Genomic DNA, 15,022 nt, shown 5'->3' on the forward strand with positions numbered 1-15,022 from the left:
CCTTCCTGGGGCTGGATGTCCGCATCCGCGACTCCGGCACAAAACGGGGGCAGCGCAAACTCACCAAACAGGGCGATCCAGAGTTGCGACGGCTGCTCTACCTGGCCGCGATGCAGGCCAAGTCCACACCCGCCTGGAGCGACTACTACCAGCGCTGCCTGGACCGTGGCCTGGCGACGACCCAGGCGCTGAATGCCTTGGCTCGCAAGCTGGCCCGCGTCGCCTTCGCCCTGATGAACAATCAGACCGATTACCAACCTAAGACCCCTTGTGGAGAGACATAGAATCTCCTACCCGGCAGGGGAAGCCCCCCGTAGGAGCCTGCTCGCAGGCGAACAATCCTCATTGAACACCCCACACCCTCTGCCCCCCTGCAGACCATGAAGAGTAGATGAATGTTTCAAAACCCCGCACAAGCGGTTGATTGAGGCCCGTCATCCGTTAGAATAAGCAGCATCTTCACACGCGGGAACACGCCTTGAAACGTCGATCACGAAGTCGATCTATCCGCGCCTAGCGGCAAGCGCCCGTTCCCCGACCGGTCGCTTCCGTCAGGCCTCTTTGATCAAAGAGCCGGGAGCGGCCGGGCCCAGCCCGACCCGAACCTGGACCATCCACCGCATCCGTGCGGCGCCTCGCCGGTCTGTGCCCGAGCACAGTCCACTCCGAGCGCCCCGATGCCGCCGGGAGAAGGGCATGGAGCTTCACCTCGAACAGTCCATCATCGAGCTGAAGGAGTTGTTGCGTCTGGACGACCGCGACGGGCTCCACGAGTTGCTCGACTACATGCGCGTGCAGGATATCGCCCACGCGCTGATGGAGCTGGGCGACGATGACCTCTGCGCCGTGTTCAACCTGCTGCCGCCCGGGCGCAAGGCGGACGTGTTCGCCTACCTCGACACGGCACATCAGATCCGCCTGCTGGAGGCCTCCCCGCGCGAGGATGCCCGCTTCATCCTCTCCGAGATGGAGGCAGACGACCTCACCGCCCTGCTCCAGACCCTGGACCCGGACACCCTGCGCGGCTACCTGCGCCTGCTGCCGTTCCGGGCGATCCGCCGGGCGCTCAAGCAGCTCAACTACCCGGAAGACTCGGTCGGCCGCGTGATGTCGCCGGACGTGGTCGCGGTGGACCCCGACTGGACCCTCAAGCGCGCCCTGGCCTTCATCCGCCGCAACGCCGACGAGCACTCCAACAACGTGATCTTCGTGGTCGACCAGGACCGCGTCCTCCTGGCCGCCGTGCCCATCCGCCACTTCCTCCGTGCCAGTGCCGACAGCCCGGTGCGCGACCTGCTGGGCGAGGGCGAGCCGATCACCATCGCCGTGTCCGAGGACGCGGTGGAGGCCGCCCGCCGCATCCAGCACTACGACCTGGAGACCCTTCCCGTCGTCGGCGAGACCGGCGAGCTGCTGGGCGTGGTCACGGTGGACGACGTAATGGACCTGATCGAGGCCGAATCCACCGAGGACTTCCACAAGCTGGGCTCGGTGGGCACCCTGCCCCTGTCGCCGCAGGAGGCGAGCCCGTTCCTGCTCTATCGCAAGCGCATCGGCTGGCTGCTGGGCCTGGTGGCCTTCAATACCATCGGCGCCATGATGATCTCGCAGTACGAAGAGATCATCGAAGCGGTGGTGGTGCTGGTGTTCTTCCTCCCGCTGCTGATCGCCTCCGGTGGTAACGCCGGCGCGCAAAGCTCCACGCTGATGGTGCGTGCCATGGCCACCGGCGAGGTCACCGCCCGCGACTGGCTCAAGCTGTGGGCCAAGGAGATGGGCGTCTCCGTGACCCTGGGCGTCAGCATGGGCGTGGCGGTCTCGCTGGTCGGCCTGTGGCGCGGCGGCCCGGAGATCGCCTTGTTGGTCGCCCTGGCCATGACCGTCATCGTCACCGTGGCCAGCATCCTCGGCATGCTCCTGCCGGTGGTCCTGAACAAGCTCCGCCTCGATCCGGCCACGGCCAGCGTCCCGCTGGTCACCTCGCTCGCCGACATCGGCGGTATCCTGATCTACTTCTCGCTGGCCGTAGCCCTGCTCGGCCTGGCGACTCCGTAAGAGACCTCGCGCATGAGCGCCACCGAACCCGATCTCGAGACCCTGCCGCAGGTGATCGCCGACGCCCTGGACGAACCGGAGGCGGACGTCCTGCAGGCGATCTGCGGCTCCTACGCCGCGCCGGACCTCTCCGACGCGCTGGAGGCCCTGCCGGCCGAGCAGATGGAGACCTTCTTCCAGCGCCTCGACATCGAGTGCACGGCGGATATCTACGCCCACCTGGAACCGGACCACCAGTCCCGGGTGTTCCAGGCACTGGACGACGAGCACGCCAGCCGCCTGGTCGCCGCGCTGTCCTACGACGACGCGGTCTCCGTCATCGACGGCCTGGAGGACGACCAGGCCGAATCCCTCCTGGAGACCCTGCCAGACGACGACCAGGAGGCCCTGGAGACCCTGCTCGGCTACCCGGAGGAGAGCGCCGGGCGTCTGATGACGCCCGAATTCGCCACCGTCCAGCCGGACTGGTCCGTGGCCGAGGCCATGGATCACCTGCGGGAACACAGCGATCTGGCCGAGACCGTCAACACCATCTTCGTGATCACACCCAACGGCGAACTGCTCGGCTGGGTGCGCCTGAAAGAACTGCTGCTGTCGCGTCCCTCCACCAGCGTGCGCGAACGCATGCACACGGACGTCGTCAGCATCGCGGCCGAGGAAGACCGCGAAGAGGCCGCCCACCGCATCTCGCACTACGACCTGGACGTGCTCCCGGTCGTGGACGACGACGGCCACCTGCTCGGCATCATCACCGTCGACGACGTAATGGACGTGCTGCGCGCGGAAACCACCGAGGACTTCCACCGCATGGCCGCGGTCGGCGACGTCGTGCTCTCCCTGCGCGACGCCAGCATGCAGCTCCTCTACCGCAAGCGCATCGGCTGGCTGGTGATCCTCGTTGCCGTGAACATCCTCTCCGGCATGGCCATCGCCCACTTCGAGGCCGCCATCGAGACCGTCGTCGCGCTGATCTTCTTCCTGCCCATGGTCATCGCCACCGGGGGCAACGCCGGCGCCCAGGCCTCCACGCTCGTGGTGCGCTCACTGGCCACCAACGACATCAAACTCCAGGACTGGTGGCGCCTGGGCGGCAAGGAAATCCTCGTCTCCTCCGCCCTGGGTGCCACCCTCGCCGGCGCCATCTGGCTCTCCGGCAACTGGCTGGGCAGCCTCGAGGTCGCCAATGCCATCGCGCTGGGCATGTTCCTCGTCGTCCTGTTCGGCTCCATGTTCGGCCTGCTGCTCCCCTTCACCCTCACCCGCTTCGGGGTCGACCCGGCCGTCGCCAGCGCCCCCCTGATCACCTCCGTCGTCGACGTCGTCGGCATCACCATCTACTTCGCCACCGCCGTCGCCATCCTCGGCCTCTGATTCGCATTCTCCGTAGGAGCCTGCTTGCAGGCGAAGCCCCTGCCAACGCCTGGCCGGCACCAAAACACCACCCTCCCCGCGGGCGCCCCCCTTCTGGCAGCGCCCTTCGTGGGAGCGGGCTTGCCCGCGAAGCCCCTGCCAGAGTGCGATGCCAGCACCGCACCACCGTAGAAAAAGCCCCTGTGCAAACGACCTCTGGGGAGGCAGAGCCCTGGGCGAGCGCCCTTCGTGGGAGCAGGCCTGCCCGCGAAGCCCTCGCCAAAGTATGACACCCGCACCGCGCCACCCCCTCGTTACCGCTCTCGAGCACCACCCCACCAGGCCCGCGACGAGCTCGAGCCTGCCCCCCCTCATACCGGCAGCCCACGTCATCCCGGCCGCAGCGAAGCGAAGAGCCGGGATCTCCACCGATGAGCGAAACCCACCACATCCCGGACGACCACCGAGGACCACCCGGAACAACGACCGAATCGGCAACAGCCCCCGAGACACATATCAGCGTTCCAATCCACGAGCCGATCGTCTGAACCCGATACCGCCGGCGATAGCGCTACCCCTAACTATTTTGTACAATCTGTGCCTAATAGACATAAGGAGACCGGCATGCGTACCGTCAGTGCAAGCGAAGCCAAGCAGGGCCTGGCCGCCGTCATCGAATCCGCCCGCAAGGAACCCGTCATCATCCAGCGCCAGAAACGCGATGTGGCCGTGGTCCTTTCGCCCGAAGAATACGAGCGCCTGGTCCACCTGAACGTGAATGAGTTCCGCCGGTTCTGCGACCAGATCGGCGGCAAGGCCGAAGCGGCCGGCCTGACCCAGGAAAAGCTCGACCAACTGCTCGCGGATGACTGAGTCCAACCGGCAGCGTCGGTGGGTACTGGACACGAACCTGCTCGTCAGTCGCCTCCTGGTTCCATCCGGCCCCGCGGCGCGGGCCGTTGACCACGCTCTCGACCGGGGCATCCTCCTGGTCTCGGAGGCCACCCTCGACGAGCTCGTCCAGGTTCTCTCGCGCCGCAAATTCGATCCCTACATCAGTCAAGCGGAGCGCCAGCAGTTCATCCGCTTGCTGGGTGGCATTGCACGGTTCGTTACGATCACCACCCCGATCACGGCCTGTCGCGATCCGAAAGACGACAAGTTCCTCGAAGTCGCCGTCCACGGCGAGGCCCATGCCATCGTTACCGGAGACGGCGACCTGCTCGACCTCGATCCGTTCCACGGCATCCGCATCCTCCGCCCCGCCGATCTCCTCACCCAGCGCTGAACTGCACCCGCACCAAATCCACTTGTCGCGCAGAGCCTTGTCCACCCTGTAGGAGCCGCCTTGGCGGCGAAGCCCCTGCCAGCGCGTAATCCACTCCGTCACACCCAGCATGCCGAACACCCCGCTGCGACCAGTCGGCATCGCAGCCGGTGACAAAACGACCAACCCAACTGACCACCAGCGTCACTCCGGGTGACCATTTTTGTCACGTGACACATCTGAACCGCCGTATGTCGTGACCCAAACCCCAAACCGAATGGCCACACAGCGCTGTTTATCCGGGTTCTGATGTTCCTGGCACACCCATTGCTTTTACTCAGACAGCTGCCCACGGGGTGGCCGGGCCTCCGGCCCAGCTTTCATCACATCAAGGGAGTACGAACATGCAGAAGAAGACCGCCCAAAAGGGCTTTACGCTTATCGAGCTGATGATCGTTGTGGCGATTATCGGGATTCTGGCGGCTATTGCGCTGCCGGCTTATCAGGATTATACGATCCGCGCCCAGATGTCCGAAGCGATTATGGCTGCGAGCACATGCCGAACTTCCATCACCGAGGTTTCACAGACCGGCCTGCGGGAGGCACCCGAGGCGAACGGCTTCGGATGCGAACAGGGTGTCGCGGAGGACGAGGACGTTTCGCAGTTCGTCGCCTCCGTCACTACTGACGAAGATGGCGTAATCTCGGTCCTCATTCAGAACATTGCTGGTGCAGTCGATGGCGAAAGCATCCAGATGGTTCCATACCAAGACTCCGACGCAACGCAAGCGATGACCGCCGCAAACTATGTCCGAGGCGAGAACCTTGCTCCCGTGCGGGCTTGGGTCTGCGGCCCAGCCGACGGTGGAAACCTTGAAGAGAAGTATCTGCCGGCCTCCTGCCGCAACTAATCCTATTACTAAAAACGGGTTTTGATGCCCATGTGGAAAAAGGGGAAAGATTTATTTTCCCCTCTCGGAGCCCCGGCCTAGTGCCGGGGCTTTTTTGTGGTTCATCGCGCATTACCAAGTTAAAAGGGGACAGATTTAAGTTAAAAGGGGACTAAAAGGGGACAGATTTATTTTCCCCTCTCCAAACCCCGAGGGTAAGGACACCCACGCAGTACCAGAGCCCCGGCCATCGTGCCGGGGCTTTTTCGTTGTGCTGGTCTCATTTCTACAAAAAGAACATCTGTGGGACACCCATTTTCTTCCCAGTTGTCATAAGCCCGTTTGCGGCCCTCCAGGAAAACATCCTCTGGGACACCCACTTTTTTTCGCTGGGACACCCACTTTGTCATAAGCCCGATTCGCCGAAGCCGCCTGGCTCGGACTCCGCTGCTACATCCCGCACTCCCTCACCCCCCCCAAAATCGACCAGGATCCACCTGGGTCGCCGCCGTGGCGTGTCCAGGACCGACCGCCAGGAGACACGAATTCCGTTCCCTTCCGAGTGGATCCGGCTCTCCCGATTGCGCGCACCGATTCTTGTGCATACAATAAATTAATGGAGATCGAGTTTGACGCAGACAAGGACGCTGCGAACCTCGCGAAACACAGGGTCTCACTTGGCGATGCCCTGAGCCTCGAATGGGATACGCTCCTGGCCATGGAAGACCGTCGGAGGAGCTACGGCGAGTGCCGAATGCTCGGATATGCATTGATGGGCAACCGCTTGTATTGCGTCGTATTCACCGGTCGATCGTCCGTGCGGAGAATCATCAGCCTGCGCAAAGCCAACAACCGGGAGATTGCGCGTTATGTCGAAATCACTAACGCTACGTAGCGGTCGTCGGGTCGTCTTGAACGACTCCGACGAGGAATCGTCCATTCAGGCCGGAATCGATGCCGATTCAGAGACCCGGGAGCCTTCCGAAGACGAGACGAAAGCCCTGCGACGCGTCGGTCGCCCACCTCTGCCTGTGACTAAAGAGCGCATCACGATCCGTCTGTCGCCAGACGTCGTGGAAGCATTCCGCGCCACCGGAAAGGGTTGGCAGACGCGAATGGACTCGGCTTTGAAAGACTGGCTCAAGGACCATAGCCCGACTTCTAATAATCGTTAGTGCTCGGCTCTGCGGCAGGGGCCGGGCCTTCTGGAGCCGGGCCTTCTGGAACGGGCCTTCTGGCAACATCCGCCGGGACACCCACATTGTTGGCTCAATTCGGCCCGAATGGAGATCGTAGCCTTGCTTCGGGACACGGACTTCGTCTCCGCCCATTACCGCTACGCTTCCCGGGAAGGTATGATATGACCATCTACATGGTCAGGAGAGTGCGGGATGTCCGAGCCAACGGTTAGCCTGGCGAATGCCAAAGCCCACCTGAGTGAGCTGGCGGAACGTGCTGCTGCAGGTGAATCCATTCTCATCACCAAGCGAGGCAAGGCCGTCGTACGCCTTTCCAGCGCCACCGCACCCAGGAAGCCGATCGATGCGAATGTGCTCCGTGCAGTCACGGATACCCAGCACAACAGTATCGATGAGACCTTCATCCGGCGTATGCGTGATGATGCTCGCTGCTGATGCGCTATCTGGATACCAGCGTCCTGGTGGCGGCCCTCACTCGCGAGCCCCGAACCGAGGATATGCAGAATTGGCTGGCGGCACAGGGCGCCGGTTCGCTGTGCATCAGTGACTGGGCGCTTATGGAGTTCTCCGCGGCCTTGTCCATGAAGGTTCGAATGGAGATCCTGACACCCCGGGAACGGGCGACCGTGCTTGGCGCATTTGCGGCGTTGCGGGAATCGTCACTCTCGACCCTGCCGATCTCGTCTATCGATTACCACACCGCTGCCCTCTTCGCCGACGATCATGCCTCCGGGTTGCGCGCGGGCGACGCACTTCACCTGGCCATTGCGTACAACCACGGCGTGGAACTTTGCTCCCTCGACAAGACGCTCGTGGCCGCTGCAGAACCCATGGGCGTTAATGCGACGCTGCTGTAGTTTGCCGAGAATTCAGTTCTGCGGGACATCCACTTTGGCGACCATTCGTTGGCGCGGTGGCACATCCACTTTTGCGCGATGTCATCCCGGCCGGAGCGAAGCCAGGCGCCGGGATCTCCCGCGTAGAGGCAGCCCCAATCATCGAGATCCCGGATAACCGCTTCGCGGTTTGCGGGATGACCGGTGGGTGGGTGCGCTCTCTCAGGACACGCACTTTGACGCTGCGTCCTTTGTTGCTGGGCCCAATTCGACCGCAGGACACTGGGCGGAAGTTTACTTTTGGTTCCCCAAGCACCGGCGCGCGGTCGGGCATCTTATTGCCAGAGGCTGGATTCGCTGATGCACCCGGCAGTTTGGGCAGGTCCGGCGAGGGCGGGGGCTTCGCCTGCAAGCAGGCTCCGACCGCCCATCGCTCGCGAACGCAGGACTCGAACGCGACCGTACGGGACAAGCGCTAGGATTACCGGGACGTCCACTGGACCCGGAAGAACCTCGCGGACACCTCACCTGTTCTGCAGCACTACGGAGATGTCAGGATTGGGATCAAGAGTTACCGGGGCGTAGAACGAGAAAGGGCCGCCCCGGATTCCCTTCCTGGACGACCCTTTTGGGGCTTCCTTTCCCCGAGGCACAAGCTAACAGAACCGATGTGGATTGCCAGCCGCGTGGCGAACATTTCCATGAGCGGTCGATTTCGATCTCTGAACGGTAGTCTTTGATGGAATATTTTTCTATTTCGCCGAAATCGCGGCAACCACCCACGAGGGTCCAGCTACTCTCGATCGTGGGCCGTGGGTCGCTCCAGAGGGTCGGGGTGATGCTCACCCGGGCAGGGGCTTCGCGGCCGAGGCCGCTCCTACATGGCGTGGCGTTGCCGCTTCGGTCGGGCGGGCCAGGTGAAGCCTGTGGCTCGATGCGCAGTCCGCGCGTCAGGTCTGGAACAATTGGTCGGCGGGGGCGGGTCGGCCGAGGAGGTAGCCCTGGCCGGTGGCGCAGCCTTCGCGTAGCAGGAAGCTGCGCTGGGGTTCTTCCTCCACGCCTTCGGCGATCAGGTCCAGTTCCAGGGCGGCGGCCAGTGCGATGATGGCGCGGATGATGGATTCGTTGTGGCGGGAGTGGCCTATGTCGCGCACCAGGGACTGGTCGACCTTCAGGCGATGCAGCGGCAGGCGGCGCAGGTGCGCCAGGTTGGAGTAGCCGGAGCCGAAGTCGTCCATGGCCAGTCGGACCCCCAGGCTGTCCAGGCGGCGCAGGATCGCCAGGGCCCGTTCCGGGTCCTCCATGATCATGGTCTCGGTCAGTTCAACCTCGAGACGCTCCGGGGCGATGCCGTGGCGCTCGAGGGTCTCGCGCACGGTCGCAACCAGCGCCTCGTCATGGAGCTCGCGGGCCGAGAGGTTCACGGCCATCATGGGGATGTGTCGGCCCGCCGTGTCCCAGATGGCGAGCTGGCGACAGGCCGCTTCCAGCACCCAGCGGTCGATCGATACGATCAGCCCCGTCTCCTCCGCCAGCGGGATGAACTCCGCGGGGGATACCATGCCGCGGCGCGGATGGTTCCAGCGGACCAGGCTCTCCACCCCCACACACTCGCCACTGGCGAGGTCGAACTGGGGCTGGAAGTGGAGCACGAATTCCTCGTTGGCGATGGCCTGGCGCAGGTCGTTTTCCAGAAACAGTCGGTGCTCCGTCAGGGCGCCCATCTCCGGGGTGTAAGCGCACCAGCCGTCACCGCCACGGGCCCGCGCCGCCTGCATGGCCAGTTCGGCCGCGGTCAGCAGCTCCTCCCGGGTCTGGCCGTCGTCCGGGAAGCGGGCCACACCGGCGCTCACGGTGAGTACCAGGCTGCGCCCCGAGGTCTCGAAGGGGGCGCGCAGGGTATCCAGCAGGGTCTGCATGAAGGATTCCAGACCGTCGTGTTCCGGGGTCTCCGCAATCAGGCAGAATTCGTCCGCGCCGACGCGCGCGATGGTGTCCTGGGGTGTCAGCGTCTGGCCCAGGCGTTGCGCGATCCCCTGCAAGACGGTATCGCCCGCCGAGGTCCCCAGGGTCTCGTTGACGTTGCGGAAGCGGTCGAGGTCCAGCAGCACCACCCAGCGCGCCTCGCCATCGGCCATCGCGCGCTCCACCGTGTGCCCGAGGCGATCCTGCAGCAGCGTTCGGTTCGGCAGCCCGGTACGGGTATCGAAGTGCGAGATCTGGCGCAGCTGCTCCTTCTGCTCGATGCTGTCGGTCAGATCGGTCCAGGCGCCGACGATTTCCTGCTCGCCCCGACCGCTCGCGCCGGGGACCAGCCGCATCTCGTCGCGCACGTGGCGCAGCTTGCCCCAGCCATCAAACAGCCGGAATTCGCGCACCACCTCGCCGTCGGTCAGCAGCCGCTGATTCTCCTGCAGGGCACCGACCCGATCCTCGGGGTGCAGTTGCTGTTCCCACCAGCCGGGGCGCAGCGCGGCAGCCGGATCAACCCCGAACAGACGCTGAATGTTGGGACTCACCCACTGTGGCGTGAGATCCGAGGAGGCGAGCTGATAGATCACCGTCGGGCCGCTGTCGATCACATGCTCCAGCCGCTGGTTGGCGGCCGCCAGCTCCCGGGTACGTAGACGCACCTGCCAGCGCAACAGCAGTCCCGCGACCGCCAGGAGCAGCACCAGGCCCAGCGCGGAAAACAACGCCCAGCGGACCCAGCCCGGCAACCCGGGCGAATCATCCGCCAGCAGGGTCTCGGCAAGGGCCCGCTGATAGGGCGAATCCGCCAGGGGCTTCCATTGATCCAGATAGGCGTCGATCACGGCCAGGTACTCGCCATGCCGCTCCGGCGTGGCCGCGTAATAAAGGCCCACCTGGCCGAAGGTGATGGGGGTCTCCACCAGGCCGAAGGCCCTGGCATGCTGGCGACCGTAGAAGTTGTTGCTGACCGCCGCGACAGCCTCGCCTTCCCCAACCGCCGCGAGGACCGCCGGCAGGCTGGTGAAGGTGACCAGTTCGTACTCGAGGTCCGGATCGCGCATCTGCTCCTGTCGCAGATGGCTTTCCTGCACGGAGCCTTCCAGTACGGCGAGCCGCCGCGAGCCAAGCGCTTCCAGGCTGCTGAAGCCGGATTGCGGGAAGGCGTACACCTGGCTCCAGCCCTGCACGACCGGGATCTGGTGAAAGTCGAGAAACTCGTCGCGCATCTCGGTCAGGGCCACGTCCGGCATCAGGTCCAGCCGGCCCTGGCGCAGATCCAGCAGGCACTGAGCCCACTCGCAGGGGATATACTCGATCTGCCAGTGTTCGCGTCGGGCAATGGAGTCCAGCAGGTGCACGAACAGACCACCGGCCTCGCCCTGCGCGTCCACGCTGACCTTGGGCGCGTTGTCGTACACGCCTACCCGCAGTTCCGCCTCGGCGAACGCCTGCCCGGCCGGCAGCATTGCGAGCAAGCACGCGGCCGCCGCCCCCACGAGGGCCGTCCATGGCCTACGACATTGCGCCGGTTTACGGGATCGAGTCAGACCGGCGCCCGGAGGCATTGCATACTCGTCCGACACGTTAATCGAACTCCCTGGGCGGTATAGCCTCCAGCATAGTGCCACGGCTTTGATCCTGCTGCGCGCCGGCACCGGAGTCGCGCCTATTCCACCAGCACGCGATCCCGGCCGGCTGCCTTGGCCGCGTACATCAGGTTGTCCGCGCGCCCCAGCACATCGTCCAGCGTATCCCCCGCGCGGAATACCGTGATCCCGAACGAACCGGTGACCGGTACTCCCGCAATCGGCTCGGAAGCCAGGGCCGCCCGGCAGCGCTCGGCCAGCTGCTGCGCCTCGTGTGCTGAGGTCTCCGGCGCCACGATCAGGAACTCCTCCCCGCCCCAGCGGGCGACGAAGTCCGGCTCGCGCAGGTTGGCCTCCAGTCGACGCGCCACACCCTCGATCACGGCATCGCCACAGGCGTGACCATGCGCGTCGTTCACGGCCTTGAAGTGGTCGATATCCATGCCGATCACCGCGACGGGATGCCCGTAACGCGCCACGGCCGCGGCCTGGCGGTCCAGAAAGGCCTCCGCGGCCCGGCGATTCGCAAGTCCGGTCAGGGGGTCGGTGCGCGCGGCCCGCGCCATGGCCTCGGACCGGACCAGGGCATCCTTCACCGTGTCACGCATCGAGGTGGCAATACTGGCCAGCACCAGCAGCACACCGAGGAACAGGTGCACCCGCAACAGATAGACCGCCGTCTCGGTGGCAAGCGTACCGTCCAGGGCCTCCCCGATTACCCCGGCGAGCGCGATGAGCGACGCAACGATCAGGATGGCCAACCCAGCGCGCAGACCCGCGCGGTGATCCAGCATCACGAACGCCGCGAGGATCACGATACCCACCGCCCAGTAATGCCCGCCGGCCAGGACCAGAAGACGGTCGTCCAGGGAACCCCCCGCATGAAAATGCCAGGCCAGCCGCGAGAGGACGATCGCGGCAACAAGAGCCAGCATCCAGGGCTCCAGCCGCGCGAGCCAGTCGGGCCGGCGCCAAAGGGTCAACCACAGGCCCGCCAGCAGTGCGGCAAAGAGCGGATAGAGGTACGCCAGGAACGGATCACCGGGACCGCGGATCGACCAGCTCAGCAGGAAGATCGCCACCCCGCCCGCCAGCGCCACCAGGTATACGAGGCGCTTGCGGGCCTGCAGTTGTGCCGCTTCGGCACGAGCACCGCCGCTGATTGGGTCCTCCATCAACTCATCCCCGACCGGACGCACCGCCACCGATAAATGGCAACCGGGCCGACGATGGCGTACGACCCGGCGTGCCCGGAGAATGCCGGGTCCCTTCGCGCGGGACAATCCCGGCCACGCAAAAGGCCGCCCGGGGGCGGCCTGTCACAGGTACTGCAATTGGAGGCTGGGGTCGGAATCGAACCGGCGTACACGGATTTGCAGTCCGCTGCATAACCACTCTGCCACCCAGCCTGTATCGGGTGGGTTCCGGTCCGCGAACGCACGGGCATCTGCGCGGGCCGAAACAGAAAACCCCGGCGGAACCGGGGTTTCAGGAATCTGTTGGAGCGGGAAACGAGATTCGAACTCGCGACCCCAACCTTGGCAAGGTTGTGCTCTACCAGCTGAGCTATTCCCGCTCTTCGTTATCGGCGCGTATTCTACCGCAGATTCCCTGCAGGTCAATACCCGCGGTAGCCGATCGCCCCGGCGCCATGCACCGCGCGGTCAAACACCACCACCTGGTTGCGTCCGGCATTCTTCGCGACATACATCGCGGCATCCGCTGCCCGCGACAAGCCCGGTCCGTCGGCCGCATCCAGCGGAAACAGCGCAATCCCGATGCTACAGGAGATCCGCACCTCGACGCCGTCGCAGTCGAACGGTTGGGCCAGGGCCGCCCGAATCTTCTCGCCGATCGCGGCGGCATGCGCCCGGCTTTCCTCCACCGAGTGGAAGCGCGGCAACATCACCACGAACTCGTCACCCGCAATCCGCGCCGCCACGTCGCTTTCACGAATGGCGCCTGCAAGTCGCTGCGCCACCTGTCGCAGGAGCAGATCGCCTACCGCGTGGCCATGACGGTCGTTGATCGGCTTGAACTCATCAAGGTCCACGAACATCAGTGCGACCTGCTGGCCCTCACGCCGGGCCCCGGTGAGTTCGTGGTCGAGGATCTGGTAGAACAGGGTCCGGTTGGGGAGCTCCGTGAGCGGATCGTAATGGGCGAGGCGCTGCATCTGCTCCTCGGTCGCCTTGCGCTCGGTGATATCCCGCGCAATGCCGAGAAACTCGGTAACCCGACCCTCGGCGTCCAGTACCGGCGAGAGGTTGCTGGTATGCCAGCGATAATGCCCGTCCTGGTGGCGGATTCGATACTCGATGCCACCGGCCTTCTGGCCGGTGCGCGCGATGTGGTCGAGGAAGGCGTAGCAGGCCGGCAGGTCCTCCGGCGCTACGTATTCGTCGATGGAGTGCTCGATCGCGGCGCTCACCGGGTACCCAAGGTTCTCGGTCCAGTTGGGCGAGACGTAGGTCAGTACCCCGTCCGGACGCAGCGAATAGATCACGTCGCTGGCCGTCTCCACGAAGGCGCGGAACTTGGCCTCGCTCTGGCGCAGCGAGGCCTCCAGTTCCTTGCGCTCCGTGATATCGGTGGCGAAGCCGGTCCAGACGATCGTCCCGTCATGCAAGCGGCGGACGGTATCGTAGGCGGACAGCCACATCTCCCCGCCCCCGTGACACCGCATGCGAAATTCCATGCTCCAGGGCTCCGCGTGCTCCGCGGACTCCATGGTCGACCGCATGACCCACTCGCGATCATCCGGATGGATGCAGTCGAGCAGCGGCCCCCCGTCGGACTTCAGCGCCTCCCGGTTCACGCCGAACCAGCGCTCTACCACCTCCCCCACGTAGGGGTAAGCGAAATGCCCGTCCGGCCCCCGGCGCAACTGGTAGACGAAACCGGGAAGCAGCCCCTGAAGCGCCTCCAGCGTCTGGATGTTGTCGAGGTCTAGCTGGGGGCCGGGCATAGGCGCTCCCGCGGGCGACACGTGGTCGATCATCGCAGTGTATCGCCAAACCCCGGCGCGGCGGAACGCACCGGGTCGCCCGGTGGGCGCCGCTTGTCGCGTGGCGTCAGGGACGCCGACTAGAAGGGATTGCGCCGCGTGTCAGTTGCTTCGCGCGGCAGCCAGCATGTACTGGATCATCGAGACCAGCGTGAGCGCCGCGGCCAGATACAGCAACCACTCGCCGATCACGAAGGTGGGGAGCCCGGCGATCGGCTCCGCCCACAGCAGCAGGAAGATCGCGACCATCTGGGCCGTGGTCTTCACCTTGCCCACCCAGGACACCGCCACCTTGGCGCTGCCGCCGATCTCCGCCATCCACTCGCGCAGCGCGGAGATCGCGATCTCGCGCCCGATGATCACGATCGCGGCCAGTGCCAGGCCCAGCCCCGGGTTGTGATCGACCACCAGCACCAGCGCCGCGGCCACGATCAGCTTGTCCGCGACCGGGTCCAGGAAGGCGCCGAACCGGCTGGTCACCTTCCAGCGCCGGGCCAGATAGCCATCCAGCCAGTCGGTCAGGCCCGCCAGGGCGAAGATGATGGCGGCCAGGACGCCGCCCAGCGGCATCGCCAGGCCGTAGAACGCGGCCACCAGCAAAGGGATCATTACGATCCGCGACCAGGTCAGCCAGGTGGGCAGTTGGGGAAACATGGCAGTAGCTTAAGGAAACACTGATTAATGTGCACGCTCGCGCTCGAGTCGCTATTGCGTGCGTTTAATGCGCAGTGACCGCCGTGCAGTCATTCCGCACAAGCGAACCGCAACGCCGGAGCCCCTTCGGGGTTGGCACCCCAGGTTCCCCGATCCTGCGTTGCGCCACTTGCGGGTAGAACCACTACCCGCTGCGCACCGCGC

At 64.9% G+C, this 15,022-nt stretch carries 14 protein-coding genes and 2 tRNA genes; 10 read left to right on the plus strand and 6 right to left on the minus strand.

Translation table 11 applies throughout. The features are described from left to right. The 10 genes from D105_RS14090 to D105_RS0103905 all read left to right on the plus strand — a co-directional run. Positions 1-284: transposase (locus D105_RS14090; RefSeq protein ID WP_038032715.1), on the plus strand; the 284-nt coding region annotated here is incomplete at its 5' end. A 412-nt stretch (positions 285-696) separates the two neighbouring features. Beyond that, positions 697-2,055 carry a magnesium transporter gene (mgtE, locus tag D105_RS0103870; protein WP_018877555.1) on the plus strand — a complete coding sequence of 453 codons (1,359 nt, stop codon included), beginning with the start codon at positions 697-699 and terminating at the stop codon, positions 2,053-2,055. Between the two features lie 12 nt (positions 2,056-2,067). After that, positions 2,068-3,426 carry a magnesium transporter gene (mgtE, locus tag D105_RS0103875; RefSeq protein WP_018877556.1) on the plus strand — a complete coding sequence of 453 codons (1,359 nt, stop codon included), beginning with the start codon at positions 2,068-2,070 and terminating at the stop codon, positions 3,424-3,426. A gap of 603 nt (positions 3,427-4,029) precedes the next feature. Continuing rightward, positions 4,030-4,278: a type II toxin-antitoxin system Phd/YefM family antitoxin gene (locus D105_RS0103880; RefSeq protein WP_017926719.1), complete on the plus strand. Its 249-nt coding sequence runs from the start codon at positions 4,030-4,032 to the stop codon at positions 4,276-4,278. Further along, entirely contained in the window at positions 4,271-4,693 is a 423-nt protein-coding gene (locus tag D105_RS0103885; protein WP_018877557.1) for a putative toxin-antitoxin system toxin component, PIN family, read from the plus strand. Before D105_RS0103880 ends, D105_RS0103885 begins: the two co-directional genes overlap by 8 nt. Positions 4,694-5,076: 383 nt before the next feature. After that, entirely contained in the window at positions 5,077-5,583 is a 507-nt protein-coding gene (locus tag D105_RS0103890) for a pilin (protein ID WP_018877558.1), read from the plus strand. A gap of 595 nt (positions 5,584-6,178) precedes the next feature. Continuing rightward, entirely contained in the window at positions 6,179-6,457 is a 279-nt protein-coding gene (locus D105_RS0103895; RefSeq protein WP_018877559.1) for a BrnT family toxin, read from the plus strand. Further along, a complete protein-coding gene (locus D105_RS14495; protein ID WP_081619275.1) occupies positions 6,432-6,737 on the plus strand; it encodes a BrnA antitoxin family protein in 306 nt (101 codons plus the stop codon). Before D105_RS0103895 ends, D105_RS14495 begins: the two co-directional genes overlap by 26 nt. 216 nt (positions 6,738-6,953) lie before the next feature. Further along, positions 6,954-7,196 carry a type II toxin-antitoxin system Phd/YefM family antitoxin gene (locus D105_RS0103900; protein WP_018877560.1) on the plus strand — a complete coding sequence of 81 codons (243 nt, stop codon included), beginning with the start codon at positions 6,954-6,956 and terminating at the stop codon, positions 7,194-7,196. Next, positions 7,196-7,618 carry a type II toxin-antitoxin system VapC family toxin gene (locus D105_RS0103905; RefSeq protein ID WP_018877561.1) on the plus strand — a complete coding sequence of 141 codons (423 nt, stop codon included), beginning with the start codon at positions 7,196-7,198 and terminating at the stop codon, positions 7,616-7,618. Before D105_RS0103900 ends, D105_RS0103905 begins: the two co-directional genes overlap by 1 nt. 929 nt (positions 7,619-8,547) lie before the next feature. On the opposite strand, the gene D105_RS0103910 is transcribed toward D105_RS0103905, so the two are convergent. From D105_RS0103910 to pgsA, 6 genes are all read right to left on the minus strand, one after another. Next, entirely contained in the window at positions 8,548-11,037 is a 2,490-nt protein-coding gene (locus D105_RS0103910) for an EAL domain-containing protein (protein WP_018877562.1), read from the minus strand. A 200-nt stretch (positions 11,038-11,237) separates the two neighbouring features. Then, on the minus strand, positions 11,238-12,332 hold the full coding sequence (locus tag D105_RS0103915; protein WP_018877563.1) for a diguanylate cyclase: 1,095 nt from the start codon (positions 12,330-12,332) through the stop codon (positions 11,238-11,240). Between the two features lie 160 nt (positions 12,333-12,492). Then, positions 12,493-12,566 (minus strand) — tRNA-Cys (locus D105_RS0103920). Positions 12,567-12,657: 91 nt separating this feature from the next. Beyond that, a tRNA-Gly gene (locus tag D105_RS0103925) sits at positions 12,658-12,733 on the minus strand. A 42-nt stretch (positions 12,734-12,775) separates the two neighbouring features. Further along, complete coding sequence (locus D105_RS0103930; RefSeq protein ID WP_018877564.1) at positions 12,776-14,125, minus strand: diguanylate cyclase domain-containing protein; 1,350 nt, start codon at positions 14,123-14,125, stop codon at positions 12,776-12,778. Positions 14,126-14,266: 141 nt separating this feature from the next. Further along, complete coding sequence (gene pgsA / locus D105_RS0103935) at positions 14,267-14,818, minus strand: CDP-diacylglycerol--glycerol-3-phosphate 3-phosphatidyltransferase (protein WP_018882611.1); 552 nt, start codon at positions 14,816-14,818, stop codon at positions 14,267-14,269. Between the last annotated feature and the right edge of the window lie 204 nt (positions 14,819-15,022).

It is taken from the genome of Thioalkalivibrio sp. ALE28, assembly GCF_000377425.1.
GTDB lineage: Bacteria > Pseudomonadota > Gammaproteobacteria > Ectothiorhodospirales > Ectothiorhodospiraceae > Thioalkalivibrio.